Annotated in this window: 16 protein-coding genes and 1 riboswitch; of the genes, 6 read left to right on the top strand and 10 right to left on the bottom strand. The window is 71.8% G+C overall.

Going from position 1 to position 16,207, the window contains the following annotated elements:
• Window position 1 precedes the first annotated feature (1 nt).
• A complete protein-coding gene (locus ACH47Z_RS30290) occupies window positions 2–700 on the bottom strand; it encodes a L,D-transpeptidase (RefSeq protein WP_399079269.1) in 699 nt (232 codons plus the stop codon).
• 237 nt (window positions 701–937) lie between these two features.
• Here ACH47Z_RS30290 and ACH47Z_RS30285 point away from each other — a divergent pair, with 237 nt between their 5' ends.
• Entirely contained in the window at window positions 938–2,326 is a 1,389-nt protein-coding gene (locus tag ACH47Z_RS30285) for a pyridoxal phosphate-dependent decarboxylase family protein (protein ID WP_399079266.1), read from the top strand.
• Window positions 2,327–2,332: 6 nt separating this feature from the next.
• Here ACH47Z_RS30285 and ACH47Z_RS30280 read toward each other — a convergent pair whose 3' ends face one another.
• The 5 genes from ACH47Z_RS30280 to ACH47Z_RS30260 all read right to left on the bottom strand — a co-directional run bounded on the left by ACH47Z_RS30280 (window position 2,333) and on the right by ACH47Z_RS30260 (window position 6,306).
• Window positions 2,333–3,121 carry an SDR family NAD(P)-dependent oxidoreductase gene (locus ACH47Z_RS30280; RefSeq protein ID WP_399079264.1) on the bottom strand — a complete coding sequence of 263 codons (789 nt, stop codon included), beginning with the start codon at window positions 3,119–3,121 and terminating at the stop codon, window positions 2,333–2,335.
• Between the two features lie 54 nt (window positions 3,122–3,175).
• Window positions 3,176–4,090: an SDR family oxidoreductase gene (locus ACH47Z_RS30275; RefSeq protein ID WP_399079262.1), complete on the bottom strand. Its 915-nt coding sequence runs from the start codon at window positions 4,088–4,090 to the stop codon at window positions 3,176–3,178.
• Between the two features lie 85 nt (window positions 4,091–4,175).
• Entirely contained in the window at window positions 4,176–4,544 is a 369-nt protein-coding gene (locus ACH47Z_RS30270) for a DUF4180 domain-containing protein (protein WP_399079260.1), read from the bottom strand.
• Window positions 4,545–4,588: 44 nt separating this feature from the next.
• Window positions 4,589–5,218, bottom strand: coding sequence for an MBL fold metallo-hydrolase (locus ACH47Z_RS30265; RefSeq protein WP_399079258.1), 630 nt, complete (start codon window positions 5,216–5,218; stop codon window positions 4,589–4,591).
• On the bottom strand, window positions 5,218–6,306 hold the full coding sequence (locus ACH47Z_RS30260; protein ID WP_399079256.1) for an S-(hydroxymethyl)mycothiol dehydrogenase: 1,089 nt from the start codon (window positions 6,304–6,306) through the stop codon (window positions 5,218–5,220). The genes ACH47Z_RS30265 and ACH47Z_RS30260 overlap by 1 nt, the downstream gene beginning before the upstream one ends.
• Before the next feature lie 204 nt (window positions 6,307–6,510).
• On the opposite strand from ACH47Z_RS30260, the gene ACH47Z_RS30255 reads away from it, so the two are divergent.
• A complete protein-coding gene (locus ACH47Z_RS30255) occupies window positions 6,511–7,254 on the top strand; it encodes an acyltransferase domain-containing protein (RefSeq protein ID WP_399079254.1) in 744 nt (247 codons plus the stop codon).
• A gap of 68 nt (window positions 7,255–7,322) precedes the next feature.
• Here the strand turns inward: ACH47Z_RS30255 and ACH47Z_RS30250 are convergent, their stop codons facing one another.
• A complete protein-coding gene (locus ACH47Z_RS30250) occupies window positions 7,323–7,628 on the bottom strand; it encodes a hypothetical protein (protein ID WP_399079252.1) in 306 nt (101 codons plus the stop codon).
• A 173-nt stretch (window positions 7,629–7,801) separates the two neighbouring features.
• Here ACH47Z_RS30250 and ACH47Z_RS30245 point away from each other — a divergent pair, with 173 nt between their 5' ends.
• Window positions 7,802–8,167, top strand: a complete 366-nt coding sequence (locus ACH47Z_RS30245) for a nuclear transport factor 2 family protein (protein WP_399079250.1) — start codon at window positions 7,802–7,804, stop codon at window positions 8,165–8,167.
• A 240-nt stretch (window positions 8,168–8,407) separates the two neighbouring features.
• Window positions 8,408–8,488: riboswitch (ZMP/ZTP riboswitch) on the top strand.
• A gap of 24 nt (window positions 8,489–8,512) precedes the next feature.
• Entirely contained in the window at window positions 8,513–9,358 is an 846-nt protein-coding gene (locus ACH47Z_RS30240) for a bifunctional 5,10-methylenetetrahydrofolate dehydrogenase/5,10-methenyltetrahydrofolate cyclohydrolase (protein WP_399079248.1), read from the top strand.
• 13 nt (window positions 9,359–9,371) lie between these two features.
• On the opposite strand, the gene ACH47Z_RS30235 is transcribed toward ACH47Z_RS30240, so the two are convergent.
• Window positions 9,372–11,342, bottom strand: a complete 1,971-nt coding sequence (locus tag ACH47Z_RS30235; protein WP_399079247.1) for a ricin-type beta-trefoil lectin domain protein — start codon at window positions 11,340–11,342, stop codon at window positions 9,372–9,374.
• Between the two features lie 215 nt (window positions 11,343–11,557).
• Between ACH47Z_RS30235 and ACH47Z_RS30230 the strand changes: the two genes are divergently transcribed.
• A complete protein-coding gene (locus ACH47Z_RS30230; protein WP_399079554.1) occupies window positions 11,558–12,787 on the top strand; it encodes a glycosyltransferase in 1,230 nt (409 codons plus the stop codon).
• Window positions 12,788–12,825: 38 nt separating this feature from the next.
• Here ACH47Z_RS30230 and ACH47Z_RS30225 read toward each other — a convergent pair whose 3' ends face one another.
• Both ACH47Z_RS30225 and ACH47Z_RS30220 read right to left on the bottom strand, forming a co-directional pair.
• Window positions 12,826–13,851 carry an alcohol dehydrogenase gene (locus tag ACH47Z_RS30225; RefSeq protein ID WP_399079245.1) on the bottom strand — a complete coding sequence of 342 codons (1,026 nt, stop codon included), beginning with the start codon at window positions 13,849–13,851 and terminating at the stop codon, window positions 12,826–12,828.
• A gap of 152 nt (window positions 13,852–14,003) precedes the next feature.
• Window positions 14,004–14,666 (bottom strand): TetR/AcrR family transcriptional regulator, encoded by a 663-nt coding sequence (locus ACH47Z_RS30220; RefSeq protein WP_399079243.1) that lies wholly within the window; start codon window positions 14,664–14,666, stop codon window positions 14,004–14,006.
• Between the two features lie 166 nt (window positions 14,667–14,832).
• On the opposite strand from ACH47Z_RS30220, the gene ACH47Z_RS30215 reads away from it, so the two are divergent.
• Window positions 14,833–16,086, top strand: a complete 1,254-nt coding sequence (locus ACH47Z_RS30215; protein WP_399079241.1) for a YncE family protein — start codon at window positions 14,833–14,835, stop codon at window positions 16,084–16,086.
• Window positions 16,087–16,207: the final 121 nt, after the last annotated feature.

Raw genomic sequence — 16,207 nt, 5'->3', positions numbered from 1 at the left:
ATCAGGTGCCGGGCTTGCGGCCGTAGACGAAGACGTCGTCGCCCGTCCTCAGCAGCGACCAGTAGGCCTTGGCGTCCTTGGTCGTCATGTTGACGCAGCCGTGCGAGCCCGGCGGGTTCCACATGCTCAGGTTGACCGAGTGGAAGGCCTGGCCGCCGTCGAAGAACTGGCTGTACGGCATCGGCACGTTGTAGACGGTCGAGACGTGGTGGAGGTCCCGCCAGTAGATCTTCTTCAGGCCGGTGCGGGTGACGTAGCCCTTGCGGCCGGTGCGGACGGGCACCGGTCCGTAGACGAGCTTCTTGCCGTCCTGGATCCAGCTGAGCTGGAGCGTGAGGTTCACGCAGGCGATGCGGCCCTTGTTCACCGGGCACGCGCCGTCCTTCTCGGGGTTGTTCCCCACGGCCTTCTGCTTGTTCATCAGGTCCATCACGCCCCAGGTGACGGATCCGGCGTAGCCGATGGCGGGCGTGATCCCGTGCCTGTTCTGGAAGGCCTGGATGGCCCTGCAGTCGGCGGCGGACTGCTTGCCGTCGACGGGCCGGCCGAGGAACTTCTCCACCTGCTTCTGATACGGCCCGGTCTGCGAGGTGCAGCTCGAGGCCGCCTGGGCCGGCGCGGCGGTGAGGGCGAGCGCGAGCGGCGCCACCAGTCCCGTGACGCCCAGCGCGACAACGCCCCGTCTGCGGATGTCCCCCATATGTCTCCCCATTTCCCCTTGTTCTCCCCAGGGCACCCGGGGCCTGCCCCGGGTGCTTCGTAGGCGCTTCCCCCGATGTCGGACTACTAGACCTGTGCGGGGGCAAGAGGGTTGTGGTTCCGGTCAGTCCGTGACGAAACGGTGAACTTTGTCGCCGCACCTCGACACTGGTCCGCGATCCACTTTCTCCGAATTGGACCGGGCCCACGGCTCCCCCGGCGATCTACGCTGCGGCACATGCACCCCACCCTCGCCGGCGATCTCTCCCGGCTCCCCGAAATCCTGCAGTCCGCCCGCGACGTGGCCGCCCGTGAAGTGACCGGGCTCGGCGAGCGGCCGGTCGCCGCGGCCGGGCCGGCGCCCGCACCCGCTCTCCTCCCGGAGGACGGCGCGGGTGCGGACGCGTCTCTCGCGCGCTTCGCCGAGCGGTGGGCGCCCGGGTTCTCGGGGTCGGCCGGGCCCCGGTATCTGGGGTTCGTCACCGGGGGCGCGACGCCCGCCTCGGTCGCCGGGGACTGGCTGACGTCCGCCTACGACCAGAACCTGTCCGGGGCCGGCGGTTCCTGGGCCCAGGAGCTGGAGCGGGAGACCGTGGCCTGGCTGCGTGAGCTGTTCGGGCTGGGCGAGGCACACAGCGGGGCGTTCGTGACGGGGGCGACCGCCTCCAACACGGTCGGGCTGGCGATCGGCCGGGAGTGGCTCGGCGAGCGGCTGGGCGTGGACGTCTCCCGGGCGGGGGCGGCCGCGCTGGGCCCGGTCGACGTGCTCTCCGGCAGCCCTCACTCCAGCATCACGAAGGCGATGTCGGTGCTGGGCATCGGCCGGGACCGGCTGCGGCACGTCCCCCTGCTGCCCGGCAACCGGGAGGCGGTCGACGTGGCCGCGCTGGAGGCGGCGCTCGCCGAACTGGGCGGCCGGCCGGCGATCGTCGTCGCCAACGCGGGCACGGTGAACACGGTCGACTTCGACGATCTGCGCGCGATCGCCGCGCTGAAGGAGCGGTACGACTTCTGGCTGCACGTGGACGCCGCGTTCGGCGGCTTCGCCGCGCTCTCCCCCGACCGTGCCGCCCTGGTCGACGGCCTCGACGCGGCCGACTCGGTCTGCGTGGACCTGCACAAGTGGCTCAACGTCCCCTACGACGCCGCCGTACAGTTCACCCGGCGCCGCGACCTTCAGGTGAAGGTGTTCCACAACGCGTCGCCGTATCTCGGCCTGCCGGTCGGCGAGCCCGACTTCCTGCATCTGACCCCCGAGAACTCCCGGCGGCTGCGCGCGCTGCCCTCGTGGTTCTCACTGGTGGCCTACGGGCGCGCCGGGCACCGGGAGATCGTGGAGCGGAACGTGGCCCTGGCCCGCCGGCTCGGCGCGGGCGTCGAGGCGCTGCCGGGACTGCGTCTGCTCGCTCCGGTCCGGCTCAACGTCGTCTGCTTCACCCTCGCCGAGAACCCCACGCAGGAGCGGGTCGCCGCGCTGGCCCGGGCGGTCGAGGCGTCCGGGGAGGCGTATGTGACGCCGACCGTGTACGGCGAAGTGCCCGGGCTGCGGGCCGCGTTCAGCAACTGGCGCACCACCGAGGCCGACACCGAGCGCGTGCTGGCGGCGCTGGCCAAAGCCTCGGAGTGACCTTCGTCAGGGGTGTCGTACGGCGGTGTGGAAGCCGGTGTTCACCGCGGTGAGCCCCCCGTCGACCACCAGCGTGGTCCCGGTGATCCAGGCGGCGTCGCGGGACGCGAGGAAGGCGACCGCGGCGGCGATGTCCTCGGGCTCGCCGACCCGGCCCAGCGGGTACAGCGGCCGGAGGGCGTCGAGGTCGTCGTCGCGCCCCTCCCACGCCGAGGTGCGGACCGTGCCCGGCACCACCAGGTTCACCCGGCAGCCCCGGGCCGCCGCGTGCCCGGCGAGGGTCCGGGTGAGCGAGGCGAGGCCGGCCTTGGCGGCGCTGTAGGCGTGGTTGCCGCAGTCCTGCAGGCCGTTGACCGAGCCGATGCTGACGATCGCCCCACGTCCGGAGGCGACGAGGTGCGGCAGCGCGGCCCGGCAGCAGCGGTGCACGCCGGTGAGGGTGATGTCGAGGTCGCGCGCCCACGCCTCGTCGGGGTCGTCCTCGAACAGCGGGACGTCCGGGGTGCAGTGGGCCGCGCAATTGACGAGCACGTCGAGCGGGCCGAACGCGGCGACGGTGTGCGCGACGGCCGCCTCCACGGACGTGCGGTCGGCTACGTCACAGGCCAACGCCTCGGCGGTGAGCCCCAGTTGACGCAGCCCGGAGGCGGTCCGCTCGGCCTCGGGCAGGTCCCGGTCGCTCACCAGGACGCGGCCGCCCTCCTCGGCGAGCCGCCGGGCGACGGCCGCGCCGATACCGCGGCCCGCGCCCGTGACGAGTACTGCGTGTCCGGCGAAGCGGGTGTGATCGGTCATGGGCCGACGGCACGGCCCGGGTGCCGCCGTTTCACCAGGTGCGGCCGCATCGGTTCACCGGTAGCCGGTGACGTCCGCCGGCCTGCCCGCGTCCTGCACCTCGACCAGATAGCGCCAGGCGTCAGGGCGGCTGTCGTCGAGGTCGGTGAAGCCGTACTCCTTCGCGAGTCCCCCGCTGGACAGCGACTGTCCGTTGAAGCGGGCCACGTCGGGATCGGCGGCCAGGGCGGCCACGGCGCGGCCGGCGAAGCGCGGGGTCTCGGAGATGGCGAAGTGCGGTTCCTTCGCGAGGGCGTCGCGCCAGTTGTCCTCACGCACGCCGAACAGGTCGAGCATCAGCTCCGAGCGCACCCAGCCCGGGGTGAGCGCCACGGCGGTGGCACCGCGCGAGCCCAGCTCGTGGCCGAGGGCGAAGGCCATGCGCAGGACGGAGGCCTTGGCGAGGTCGTAGAAGAGGTTCACGCGGTAGGTGTCACGGTTGTAGTCAGCGGTGCCGTCGGTGACCTCCACGACCAGCCCGCCGGGCCGGCGCAGCATGAGCGGCAGCGCGTAGTGGCTGGTCACGGCGTGTGTCTCGACCGCCAGCCGGAGGAGCCGCAGCCCGTTGTCGAGGTCGTGCTCCCAGACCGGGGTGTCCCACTCGAAGAGTTTCTCGCCACCCCAGATGTCGTTGACGAGGACGTCGAGGCGGTCCTGTTCGTCCGCGATCCGCTCCACCAGGGCCCCTACGGCCGCGTGGTCGAGGTGGTCGACGGGTACGGCGATGCCCTGTCCGCCCGCCGCCGTGACGAGGTCGGCGGTGTCCTCGATCGTCTCGGGGCGGTCGTACTCCGAGCGCCGGGCGCGGGTGCTGCGGCCGGTGACGTAGACGGTGGCGCCGGCCGCGCCGAGTTCCACGGCGATGCCGCGTCCGGCGCCCCGGGTCGCCCCGGCGACCAGCGCCACCTTGCCCTGCAGCGGTCCTGACATGTCCGGCCTCCTGTGCGGTACGACTGCGGTACGACGTGCTGTCGTCGACCACTGTCACGGGAAAGCCGGACATCCTCTGTCGGTATTAGGTACGGAGTCGCTCGTCCAGCTCCGCGGCGTCCGCGACGAACCAGAGCTGGCCGCCCTGGTTGGACTCGTACACGAAGTCCCGCAGAGCGTCGCTCGCCTCGACGTGGGCCGAGATGTCGCCGAGGACGGCGAGCCGCAGCCGGTAGTTCACGAACTTCTGCACGACGTCACCGGCAACCCCGGAGCGCAGCCGGAAGAACTCGTCCGCGAGCCGCTCGACCGGGACCGCGACCAGCTCCGCCTCCTGGCCGAAGGCGTCACCGATCAGGTCCAGCGCCGCGCGCTCGCCGTCCAGGAGCGGGCCGTCGGGTGCGCAGCGCAGGACGCGTGTGCCGTGCAGGGTCTCGAGCGTGTTCGTGGTCATGACCGTGATCGTACGGACGTACCCGGGCTCGGGTGTACCGGGTTTCAGTGCCCGCGTTTGATCCACTCCTCCAGGTGGGGTGCCTCGGCGCCGATGGTCGTGGCATCGCCGTGCCCGGTGAGGACCTTGGTCTCCGGGGGCAGGGTGAGGAGCTTGTCGCGGATGGAGTCGATGATCGTCGGGAAGTGGGAGTAGGAGCGGCCGGTGGCACCGGGGCCGCCCTGGAAGAGGGTGTCGCCGGTGAAGACGACGCCGAGCCCGGGGTCGTGGAGGCAGACGGCGCCGGGGGCGTGGCCCGGGGTGTGGAGCACGGTCAGGTCGGCGCCGGCGGCCTCGATGACCTGGCCGTCGAGGAGATGCCGGTCGGGGTCGCGGTGCGGGTGGGTCTGCTTCCACAGCGGCAGGTCGTCGGGGTGGAGCCAGATGTGGGCGCCGGTGAGGTCGGCGAGGGCGGGGGCCGCGTCGATGTGGTCGTTGTGGGCGTGGGTGCACACGATCGCGGTGAGGCGGCGGTCGCCGACGGCGCGGGCGATGGCCTCTGCGTCGTGGGCGGCGTCGATGACGACGGCCTCGTGGTCGTCGCCGACGATCCAGACGTTGTTGTCGACGTCCCAGGTGCCGCCGTCGAGGGTGAACTGGCCGGAGGTGACGAGGCGTTCGATGCGGGCGGTCATCACAGCACCACCACCGAGCGCAGCACGTCGCCGTGGTGCATCCGCTCGAACGCCTTCTCCACCTCGTCGAGTTGGATGGTCTCGGTGACGAACGCGTCGAGCGGGAGGCGGCCTTGCAGGTGCAGGTCGATCAGCATGGGGAAGTCCCGGGAGGGCAGGCAGTCGCCGTACCAGCTCGACTTCAGGGCGCCGCCGCGGCCGAAGACGTCCAGCAGGGGCAGTTCGAGCTTCATCTCGGGGGTGGGGACGCCGACGAGGACGACGGTGCCGGCGAGGTCGCGGGCGTAGAAGGCCTGCTGGTACGTCTCCGGGCGGCCGACGGCCTCGATGACGACGTCGGCGCCGAAGCCGCCGGTCAGCTCGCGGATCGCCTCGACGGCGTCGGTCTCCCTGGAGTTGACGGTGTGGGTGGCGCCCAGGGTGCGGGCCTTGTCCAGCTTGCGGTCGTCGATGTCCACGGCGATGATCTTCGCCGCGCCGGCCAGCCGGGAACCGGCCACCGCCGCGTCACCGACACCGCCGCAGCCGATGACGGCGACGGAGTCACCCCGGCCGACACCTCCGGTGTTGATCGCCGCGCCGATGCCGGCCATGACACCGCAGCCCAGCAGGCCGGCGACCGCCGGGGAGACGGCCGGGTCGACCTTGGTGCACTGGCCGGCGGCGACGAGCGTCTTCTCGGCGAAGGCGCCGATGCCGAGGGCCGGGGAGAGTTCCTGCCCGGTCGAGGCGAGGGTCATCTTCTGCTTCGCGTTGTGGGTGTTGAAGCAGTACCAGGGCCGCCCGCGCAGACAGGCCCGGCAGTTTCCGCACACCGCACGCCAGTTGAGGATCACGAAGTCACCCGGTGCCACGTCGGTGACGCCCTCGCCGACGGACTCCACCACGCCGGCCGCCTCGTGGCCGAGGAGGAAGGGGAAGTCGTCCGAGATGCCGCCCTGCTTGTAGTGCAGGTCGGTGTGGCAGACACCGCAGGCCTGGACGCGTACGACGGCCTCGCCGGGCCCCGGGTCCGGTACCACGATCGTCTCGATCCGTACGGGCTCGTCCTTGCCCGGTGCGATCACGCCGCGGACTTCCTGCGCCATGGTCTGGCCCCTTCTTTCGATTGCCTTCACGGCCGACCCTACGCGTGACCGATCGGTAGCAGGACGGACCACGGCGATGATCGTGGATCTTTCCGGCGGATCGGTACGTGACCGAAAATGGCCATTTCATGATGACAATTTTTTTACAGGGTGCGGGACTTTGCCTGGGGTGTGCACCCGCTCCGACCGTGCCTCAATGGGGGCATGCCCCTTGACGGCCGCACGGGACGTACCGCATTCCTGTTCTCGGCCGGTGCCTCGCCACGGCCCGGAACCGGCGCCGAACTCCGGGCGGAGTTCCCGGTGTTCGCGTCGGCACTGGACGACATCTGCGCGCGCCTCGACCCGTATCTCCAACTCCCGCTGTCCTGCGTGATGTTCGCGGCCGACGGCACCCGTACCGCGGCCCTGCTGGACCGGGTGTCGTACGCCGGTCCGGCGCTCTTCGCGCTCCAGGCGGCGCAGTACCGGCTGCTGCGCAGCTGGGGTGTCGTGCCGGACGTGGTCTACGGGCAGGCGGCCGGGCGGATGGCCGCCGCGTACGCCGCGGGCGTCTTCTCCCTGGCGGACGCCTGCCACGCCGTCGGCACCCTGGCCCGGCTCCTGGACGCACTGCCCGACCCGGCACCGGGCCCCGGCATGGACGGGATCCTCGGCGCGTACGGCCGTACGCTCGCCACCCTGCGCCCACGCGCCCCGCGCCTTCCGCTCGTCTGCGACGTCACCGCCCGCCCGGTGGGCGCGGAGACCGCCGAGCCGGAGTTCTGGGTACGGCGCGCACCGCTGCGGTTCGCGGACACGGCCGGGGCGCTGCACCGCGACGGGGTCCGCACCTGGCTGGAACTGGGCCCGGACGATCTACTCGTCCACCTGCTCCCCGGCTGTCTCCCCGACGGCACGGCCTCGGCGTTCGCCCTGTACCGGGACTGGGCGGCACTGCAGAGGTGAGGGCCGCCCCCCGCCGGGACGGCCCTCGTCGTGTCCCTGCCGGGACGGTCCTCGTGTCCGTGGGCGGGTCAGGCCTGGACGGCCGGGAGCAGGCCCGTCACGGGGGCCGCGAGGTCGGTGACCTGGTGCAGTTCGTTCAACTTGTTCAGCTGGTCGAACTGGTTCAGCGCGCGCATCTGCTCGGAGACGCGCGGGACCTGGGCCTTGTGCGCGGCGGGGATGTCGCTGACGGTGAGCGAGTCGAGCACGTGCATGGGGTTGATCTGCCCGGTGGGCACTGCGCTCGCGTCGGCCGCGTTCGCCAGCGGGGCGGCGAGGCCCGTGACCCCGGCGGCGAGGCCGAGGGCGGCGACGATACGTCGTGTTGAGATCATGTCCTGAGCAACGGCCCCGGACCCCGGCCGGACACGGGCGGCGGGCCGTGCTCACTCGTGAGGCGGAGCCCGCCGGCTGCGCTTGCCGTGGCCGCCGGGGCGGAGGAGTCTCGAAGGGTGGGGTCCGCTCGGTCCGCTCCTCGCCGGACCGCGTGCGCCTGAAGGAGGTCACGATGGGCACCTCGACAGGTTCCGCCTTCGACACCGAGACACTGCGCCGGGCCATAGAAGGAAACACCGGCAACTCCCTGCTCGCGCTCTACGCCGACGATGCCGATATCCGCATCGTCGACCACAACAACCAGCCCAGCCACCCCACGGTCCTGCACGGCCGGGGTCAGATCGCCGAGTTGCTGGACGACGTCTACAGCCGCGACATGACACACAAGCTGGACCAGTGTGTCGTCCAGGGCGACCATGTCGCCTTCACCGAGACCTGCCAGTACGGGGACGGCACCCGTGTCCTCGCCGAGTCGATGCTCACACTGCGCAACGGCAAGATCGCCGACCAGCTGATCATCCAGGCCTGGGACGAATAGGCACACCCCGGGCATGGGCGGCGCCGGAAGGAGAAGCGCGCGGGTCCAGGTCACCTCCAGGCTGACCTGGACCTTCTCTGCCCGCGCGAGCCTGGGAGGAGTGCGGCTGCGCTCGCTGCGATCGGTACTGAGAGCGGTGTGCCCACGCCCCGCGCCGGGCACCCGGCGGTCCCGGCACCGCTGAGCCGCACCCGGCCACCCCGGCGCGGGACGGGGTCGTACGCGCGCTCGGTTACGCTGTACGCGGGCCGTGACTGGCGCTGAGGTGGAGTACCACCGGGGAGCGGTCCGTGGTGGATGCCGCGCGCCTGGGCGAGAGAGTCGATCCGCTCAGGAGTGTGCAGCATGACCCAGGCCCGTCTCATGGACGGCACCGCCCTCGCGCGCCGTATCGTCGAGGACACCGCGCAGCAGGCCGCCGAGCTCACCGCGCGGACCGGTGTCACGCCGTGTCTCGCGACCGTGCTGGTCGGCGAGGACCCGGCGTCCGTGACGTACGTCCGGATGAAGCAGAACCGCTGCCGCAAGGCCGGCATCGCCTCCCGGCACGTGGCGCTGCCCGCCGCCACGACCACGGCCGAACTCGTCGGCACCCTGCGGGAGTTGTCCGCCGACCCGGCCGTGCACGGCATCCTGTTGCAGCACCCGGTCGGCGACCACGTCGACGAGCGGGCCGCGTTCGAGGCGATCGCACCGGAGAAGGACGTCGACGGGGTCACCTTCGCCTCGTTCGCCACGATGAGCTTCGGTCTGCCGGGCTTCGTGTCCTGCACGCCCGGCGGAATCATGCGGCTGCTGGACGAGTACGGCGTCGACCCCGCCGGGAAGCGGGCCGTGGTCGTGGGCCGCAGCGCGATCCTCGGCAAGCCGGTGGGCATGCTGCTCCTCGCCCGGGACGCGACCGTGACCTACTGCCACTCGCGCACCCGGAACCTGTCGGCCGCGGTCCGCGAGGCCGACATCGTCGTCGCCGCCGTCGGCCGGCCCCGGCTGATCCGCGGCCAGGACATCAAGCCCGGCGCGGTCGTGATCGACGCGGGCTACAACCCGGGCAACGTCGGCGACGTCGACTTCGACTCGGCCGTGGAGCGGGCCTCGCTGATCACTCCGGTGCCGGGTGGCGTCGGTCCGATGACCATCGCCACCCTGCTGGAGCAGACGGTCGCCGCCGCGACGACGGCGACCGCCTAGGCCTTTACGGTCGTCAGGTGCGGGACCACTTCTGGTTGTCCTGCCCGTTGCAGCTCCACAGGACCAGTGAAGTGCCGTTGCCCGTGGCCGCGTTGTAGGCGTCCAGGCACAGGTTCGCGTGGACGTTGGTGATCGTGCCGTCGGTGTTCAGCGTCCACTTCTGGTTGTCCTGGCCGTTGCAGTCCCAGATGACGACCTTGGTGCCGTCGGTGGTGCCGCGGTTGTAGGCGTCGAGGCACTTGTCGCCGTAGACCACCAGTTCCCTGCGGGAGGTGTACGTCCAGGCCTGGTTGGCGCCGCCGTTGCAGTCCCACAGCTCGGCCTGGGTGCCGTTGGTGATCGAGTTGTTGTAGATGTCCGCGCAGCGGCCGGACTGTCTGCCGACGAGCAGTGTGCCGTTCGTGCCCGGGAGGGGGCTGACGGTGAGGGCGCCCAGGGCCGGACCGCCGCTCAGCGCAAGGGAGTTGGCGGATCCCTTGGTGAGGTTCACCTGGACCGAGACCGTGCCCGGCGAGGCACCGGTCGGCGGGAAGGAGACCGTGGTGGCGGTCTGCCCGTTGACCTGGAGGGTGCCGGTGACGGGCGTGGAGCCGGTGTTGGTGTAGGCGATGTCCGCCACGTCCAGGCCGGTGCTCGCGGCGCTGACGCCCGTGTACCTGCCGGTGGAGGTCGCGGTGTAGCCGCTGCTCGCCGTCTCGGTGCCGCTCACCTTGAGCATCACCGAGCCGCCCGCCGGAACACTGGCGGTGTAACTCGTGGCGTACGAACCGAGGTTCTGCCGCGCCCACAGGTCACGCACGGTCGCCGAGGCGCCGGTCAGGCCGAGGTCGGACCAGCGGACGGTGATGTTCTGGGCGGCGGAGGTGCGGTTCAGCAGCACGACGGCCCGGTTGCCGGTGCCGGCGAGGACCTTGCCGTAGACCTGGAGCCCGGTGGTGTCCTCGGCGACCTTGACGCCCTGGAGGCCGCGTGGGTCCTGGTCGACGGCGACGACGTCCGGGTTCTTGAGGATCCCGGCCGTTTCACCGGTCATCGTCGTCAGGTCGTTGCCGGCCAGCAGCGGGGCGCCGGAGATCGCCCACAGGGCCATGTGGGTGCGGTTCTGCGCGGCGGTGAAGCCCGGCATGCCGACCATCAGCATGTCGGGGTCGTTGTGGTAGCCGGTGTGCTGGGCGGCCGGGTGCTGGGCCTGGTCGAAGTTGGACAGCATGTTCGTCTGGGAGGGCGCGTTGCCGTAGTAGATGATGTCCGTGCTGGTGCGCCACATGGGGGCGAGGCCCGGCGCCCAGTTCCAGGGGTTCTGCTTGCCCCAGTTGCACACCGAGAGGGTGAGCGGGCGGCCGGTGGTCGCGGTGGCCTGGGTGACGGCGGAGCTGATCGCCTTGTACGTCGTCGCCGCGTCCAGCCCCTCGGCGTCGCCGCCGCACCAGTCGACCTTGACGAAGTCGAAGCCCCACGTCGAGAACTGGAGCATGTCCTGGTCGTAGTGGCCCTCGCTGCCGGTGTCGGGGGCGGCGGGGCGGCCGGTCGGGTAGTAGTAGCCGCAGCCGTTCTTGCCGGCGTCGGTGTAGATGCCGGCCTTCAGGCCCTTGCTGTGGATGTAGTCGGCGATGGCGCTCATGCCGCCGGGCCATTCACCGGTGTCGACGGTGATGTTGCCGGCGCTGTCACGGGTGCCCTGCCACCAGCCCTCGTCGATGTTGATGTACTTGTAGCCGGCGTCGGGGAGGCCGGCCGCGACGAACGCGTCGACCTGCTGCTTGATGACGTTGTAGTCGATCTTCGCGGCGAAGCTGTTCCAGGAGGCCCAGCCCATCGGCGCGGCGGGCACGGGCATCTGACGGGCCGTCGCGGCCTGCGCCGGGCCCGGCTGGGCGAAGAGCAGGGCGGCGGCCGCGGTCAGGGCCAGGACCAGCGCCCGTACGGCGGCGGTTCTGCAGCGGCGTACGAAGCCTTCGGCGGTCGGACGGGGTGGGGGGTACATCGGCGCCTCCGCGTGCGGACGGAATCCGCGCTGACTCCAGGATTGATCGATATATCGAACAAGGATCGGTAAACCGAACATTGCGCGCCGACCGTAGAACCGCCCGGGGGTGAAGTCAACGGCTGCGACAGAGGTGAACACGCCGTTCTCGCCGGGTGTTTGGGCCCGCGCGGGGCGCGCTGCCGCCATACTGGGTCATCGTGCGCATTGCCATCATGACGGCCGGATCCCGGGGCGATGTCGCCCCCTACACCGGGCTGGGACACCGACTCGCGCTCGCCGGGCACGAGGTCACCCTGGTCACCCACGCGCGGTTCGCGCCGCTGGTCGTGGGCTCCGGCGTACGGTTCCACGCGCTGCCGGTCGATCCGCGGGCGGAGCTGGAGTCGCCGCGCGGGCGGGGCCTGCACCGCAGCACCAGTGAAGCCACCAAGCTGCTGCGCCTGGCGGACATGGCGCGCCGGCTGGTCGGACGGATGACCGAGGACCTGATCACGGCGGCCCGGGAGAGCGAGGTGCTGCTGCTGTCCGCCTCGCTGGCCCCGCTCGGCCATACGATCGCCGAGGGGCTGCGGCTGCCGAGCATGGGCGTCTATCTCCAACCCATCGCCGGGACACGGGAGTTCGCACCTCCCGTCCTCGGCGGCGGCTCCTGGGGACCGGCGGTCAACCGGGTCGCCGGGCACGGGGTGTGCCTCGCCACGGAACACATCTTCACGAGCGCCCTGCCCGGGATGCGCAAGCGGCTCGGACTGCCCGCGCTGCGGGCGGGCGCCGCGCTACGGGCCCGGGAACGCCGACTCTGGCCGGTGCACCACGGCTTCAGCCCGCTGGTGGTACCCCGCCCCCGGGACTGGCGGCCGGGTCTTGCGGTGAGCGGCTACTGGTGGCCGTACGACAGGGAGGATCAACTCCCGTCGAAGTTGCGGGAGTTCCTCGACTCCGGTCCGCCCCCGGTCTTCGTCGGACTGGGCAGCGCCACCGTGCCGGACGCCGGGCGGCTCAGCGCCCGGGTGGTCGCGGCGCTGCGGCGGGCCGGGCTGCGCGGGGTGATCCAGCGCGGCTGGGGCGGGCTCGCGGCCGACGGCGAGGACATGCTGACCGTCGACGACGTACCGCACGCGCTGCTCTTCCCGCACATGGCCGCCGTCGTCCACCACGCGGGCGCGGGCACGACCGCCGCGGGACTGCGCGCCGGGGTCCCGGCCGTACCGGTCCCGATCCAGTTCGACGCGGGGTTCTGGTCCGCCCGCCTGATCACCCTGGGCGTCGCCCCGACCGCCGTACCCCTGCGCCGCCTCACCGTGGACACCCTGGCCTCGGCCCTGGTACGAGCCACCCGCGAACCGGCGTACCGGGACCGAGCACGAACCCTGGGCACCCGAATCCGCGCCGAGGACGGAGCCGAGCCGGTACTGGCGGCGGTGGAACGCCTGGGCGGCTGACCGGCCCGGCTCAGAGCATCGGCGCACCAGGTCCGCCGTCAGCTGTTGGTGAGCACCATGCGGAAGCGGGCGCCGCCCGAGAGCATTTTCCGGAAGGCGCCGTCCACGTCGTCCAGCGGGACCGTCTCGGTCATCGGGCGGATGCCGTGCAGGGCGCTGAACTCCAAGGTGTCCTGCACGTCCCGGGCGGTGCCGGACGGGTGGCCGCGTACGACGCGGGCGCCCATGATCAGCTGGAACGGGGTGATGCCCAGCGGCTCCGGATCCGCGCCGATGACGACCAGTTCGCCGCGCGGAGCCAGGCCGTCGACGGTGGCCGTGATGGCCGCCGAGTTGCCGGCGGTGGCCAGTACGACGTTCGCGCCGCCCAGGGACTGCAGGGCCTCGGCGACCGGCGTGCCGGCGGTGCTGTCGACGTAGTGGTGGGCGCCCAGCCGCTTGGCGACGTCGGCCTTCTCCGCACCGCGGGCGATCGCCACGGTCTCGAAGCCCATCGCCGCCGCGTACTGCACCCCGAGATGGCCGAGGCCGCCGATGCCGAGCACCGCGACCAGGTCCCCGGGGCGGGCGGAGCTTGCCCGCAGGCCGTTGTACGTGGTCACGCCCGCGCAGGCCATGGGGGCCGCGTCGCTCGCCGCCAGCGCGTCCGGGATCCGGGCCAGGGCGTCGACGGGCGCGATCACCTTCTCCGCGAAGCCTCCGTCGTAGGCCCAGCCGGGCACCTTCAGGTTGGCGCACACGATGAAGTCGCCCCGCCGGCAGGGCGTGCAGTGCCCGCAGCTGCCACCGAACCAGCCGACCGCCACCCGGTCGCCGACCTGCCAGCCCCGGTCCTGCGCACCCTCGCCGAGCACCTCGACATGCCCGGCGATCTCGTGCCCGGGGACCTCCGGGAAGGTGATGCCCGGCACCGCCGCGTGCACGAACATGGCGTCGCTGTGGCAGATGCCGCACGCCTCGACGGCGATCCGCACCTGGCCCGGCCCGGGTTCCGGCACCTCCCGCTCGGCCAGTTCGAACGGGCCGTCCGCTGCCCGCACCTGCGCGACTCGATAGGTACTCATCTGTCTCTCCTGCGTCTGCCGGTGTGTCCGCCCCGCTCCGGAACACGGGTACGACGGCCCCCGCACCAGCAGACCAGCTCCGGGCCGATCCCGCGCGCCGAACCGCACCGACCCGCGCTGACCTGGGGCTACGGCTCTGCCCGGCGCCCCGGTCAGGCGGCCGCGGGCCGCCAGCCCTCCGGCCGGAGCATCCCCAGCAGCAGCCGCACCAACTCGTCCACCACCTCGTCCAGCGTGGCGTCCACCCAGCCGGCGCTCCAGTCGTGCAGGAGCCCGTTGACACTGCCGATGAAGGCCGTGGCGGCGAGCCGGTAGTCCCGGGGCGCCGCCTCCCCGCGCACCACGGCCGCGTCCGCCTCCGCGCGGATGAGGTCGACCCAGCGGGCCCGGCGAGCCAGCCGCTGTTCCTCCAGACGGGGGCTGACGCCGACGATCTCCACGAAGGTGATGCGGATACGGCGCGGATCGCAGGTGACATCGCGGGCGTAGGCCCGGAAGAGCACCGCGGCCCGCTCGGCCAGCGGCAGGCCGTCCGCCGTGGCGAGGGCCTCCAGGACGGCCTGTTCGGCCCAGCCGTTGACCTGAAGGTGCAGCGCGGCGAGGACGTCCTCCAGGGTGCGGAACTCCTCGTAGAACTGGCGCGTGGACAGGCCGGCGGCCTGGCTGAGCGCGGCGACCGTCGCCCCCCGGTAGCCGGGGCCTGCGCCGAACAGCTCCAGGGCCGCGTCCAGGAAACGCCAGCGCCGCTCGGCCTGCCGTTCCTCGGCGGATCTGCCGCCGTAGCGGCCCGTCGGCGCCTTGAGCCTGCCCGTCACGCTCTCCCCCTCCGTCCGCCCCACCGACCCCCAATCTTGTCGTGCACACCTCTTGTCGCGCACCCCACCCCTTCCTTACTTTTCAGTAAGTTCACTGTGAAAGCACGCGTGTTCAGACTTCCCGAGCAATCCCCCGGTTCCAACTCTCCGAGAAAGGAGAGCAGTCATGCCTGCCTCCAGAACCAGGCACCTGTGCTCCGTGGCCGCCGCCCTCGCCCTGACCGTCGCCGGACCGGCGACCGTCGCCTCCGCCGCCACGGCCGCCGACGACGGCCTGCGCGAGGTGATGTTCGTCGGCAACAACTGGGACGGCACCGCCGATGTCATCAAGTCCTCCGGCGACTTCGCGAAGATCGGCCGGATCAATGTCGTCCCCGACAAGGCGGAGCGGATCGCCGAGATCAACGCCGACCCGATCAAGTGGATCTACTACACGTCCATCCGCGACCAGGTCGGCCAGGGACACGACCAGTACGTGGACGACATGTACTCCACTCCCGACGGAAAGTCCGTGGTCGTCTCCCGCCCGAGCTTCGCCGACGTCGTCTCCATCGACCTGGCCACCGACAAGGTCAACTGGCGCTTCCCGGTGGCCGGTTACCGCGCCGACCACATGGCGGTCTCCCCCGACGGCACCCGGGTCGCGGTGTCCGCCTCGCTCGCGAACAAGGTGCAGGTCCTGGACATCGACACCGGCAAGGAACTGGGCGAGTTCGGCACCGGTGACAAGCCGCACGAGAACTTCTTCACGAACGGCGGCACGTACATCTGGAACATGTCCATCGGCGAGGTCACCACGTCCCTCGACGACCCGGCCTGGGACTGGACCAAGGGCGACCGGCACATCACCATCGTCGACGCGACCACGTTCAAGCAAGTCAGAACCATCGACATGCGACAGCGGCTGGACGCGATCGGGCTGAAGAACTTCTCCGACGCGGTCCGCCCGGCCGCCTTCACGCCCGACTGGTCCAAGCTGTACTTCCAGGTGTCGTTCTTCAACGGCTTCCTGGAGTACGACGTGGCCGCGGACAAGATCACCCGGGTGAAGACGCTGCCGCAGAGCCCGGCGACGAACCCGGACCGCACCACCTGGCTGCTGGACTCGCGCCACCACGGCATCTCGATGAACCCCGAGGGCACCAAGCTGTGTGTCGCCGGGACCATGGACAACTACGCCACCGTGGTCGACCGGGCCTCCTTCGACGTCGGCCCGCTCGTCACCGCGTCGACGCCGTACTGGGCGACGGTGAGCGGTGACGGCAAGGACTGCATCATCTCCGAGGCCGGCGCCGACCAGGTCACGGCCATCGACTTCGCCACCGGCCAGAAGGTGCTGTCCGTACCGGTCGGCGACCATCCGCAGCGCGTCCGGCTGGGGCACATCCAGGCCGACTGGACGAGCCCGAGCGGGAGTTGAGCGCCGGCGGCCCCCGGGACGACCTCACTCCCCCCCCCCCCCCCCCCCCCCCCGGGGGGGGGGGGGGGGCGGGGGGGGGGGGGGGGGGGGGGGGGGGGTGGCGGGCTGGCGGGGCCGGGCG

Origin of the sequence: Streptomyces sp. NPDC020192, from assembly GCF_044388685.1 — a bacterium.
Classification (GTDB): Bacteria; Actinomycetota; Actinomycetes; order Streptomycetales; family Streptomycetaceae; genus Streptomyces.
This window is presented reverse-complemented; position numbering and strand designations above follow the sequence as displayed.

Excerpts from the sequence above, each read along its gene's own strand:
- ACH47Z_RS30250 (WP_399079252.1), bottom strand. The coding sequence starts at position 7,628 with ATGATCTCAACACGACGTATCGTCGCCGCCCTCGGCCTCGCCGCCGGG.
- ACH47Z_RS30215 (WP_399079241.1), top strand. The coding sequence starts at position 14,833 with ATGCCTGCCTCCAGAACCAGGCACCTGTGCTCCGTGGCCGCCGCCCTC.
- ACH47Z_RS30255 (WP_399079254.1), top strand. The coding sequence starts at position 6,511 with ATGCCCCTTGACGGCCGCACGGGACGTACCGCATTCCTGTTCTCGGCC.
- ACH47Z_RS30280 (WP_399079264.1), bottom strand. The coding sequence starts at position 3,121 with ATGACCGATCACACCCGCTTCGCCGGACACGCAGTACTCGTCACGGGC.
- ACH47Z_RS30275 (WP_399079262.1), bottom strand. The coding sequence starts at position 4,090 with ATGTCAGGACCGCTGCAGGGCAAGGTGGCGCTGGTCGCCGGGGCGACC.
- ACH47Z_RS30235 (WP_399079247.1), bottom strand. The coding sequence starts at position 11,342 with ATGTACCCCCCACCCCGTCCGACCGCCGAAGGCTTCGTACGCCGCTGC.
- ACH47Z_RS30240 (WP_399079248.1), top strand. The coding sequence starts at position 8,513 with ATGACCCAGGCCCGTCTCATGGACGGCACCGCCCTCGCGCGCCGTATC.
- ACH47Z_RS30225 (WP_399079245.1), bottom strand. The coding sequence starts at position 13,851 with ATGAGTACCTATCGAGTCGCGCAGGTGCGGGCAGCGGACGGCCCGTTC.
- ACH47Z_RS30260 (WP_399079256.1), bottom strand. The coding sequence starts at position 6,306 with ATGGCGCAGGAAGTCCGCGGCGTGATCGCACCGGGCAAGGACGAGCCC.
- ACH47Z_RS30285 (WP_399079266.1), top strand. The coding sequence starts at position 938 with ATGCACCCCACCCTCGCCGGCGATCTCTCCCGGCTCCCCGAAATCCTG.
- ACH47Z_RS30290 (WP_399079269.1), bottom strand. The coding sequence starts at position 700 with ATGGGGGACATCCGCAGACGGGGCGTTGTCGCGCTGGGCGTCACGGGA.
- ACH47Z_RS30230 (WP_399079554.1), top strand. The coding sequence starts at position 11,558 with ATGACGGCCGGATCCCGGGGCGATGTCGCCCCCTACACCGGGCTGGGA.
- ACH47Z_RS30265 (WP_399079258.1), bottom strand. The coding sequence starts at position 5,218 with ATGACCGCCCGCATCGAACGCCTCGTCACCTCCGGCCAGTTCACCCTC.
- ACH47Z_RS30270 (WP_399079260.1), bottom strand. The coding sequence starts at position 4,544 with ATGACCACGAACACGCTCGAGACCCTGCACGGCACACGCGTCCTGCGC.
- ACH47Z_RS30245 (WP_399079250.1), top strand. The coding sequence starts at position 7,802 with ATGGGCACCTCGACAGGTTCCGCCTTCGACACCGAGACACTGCGCCGG.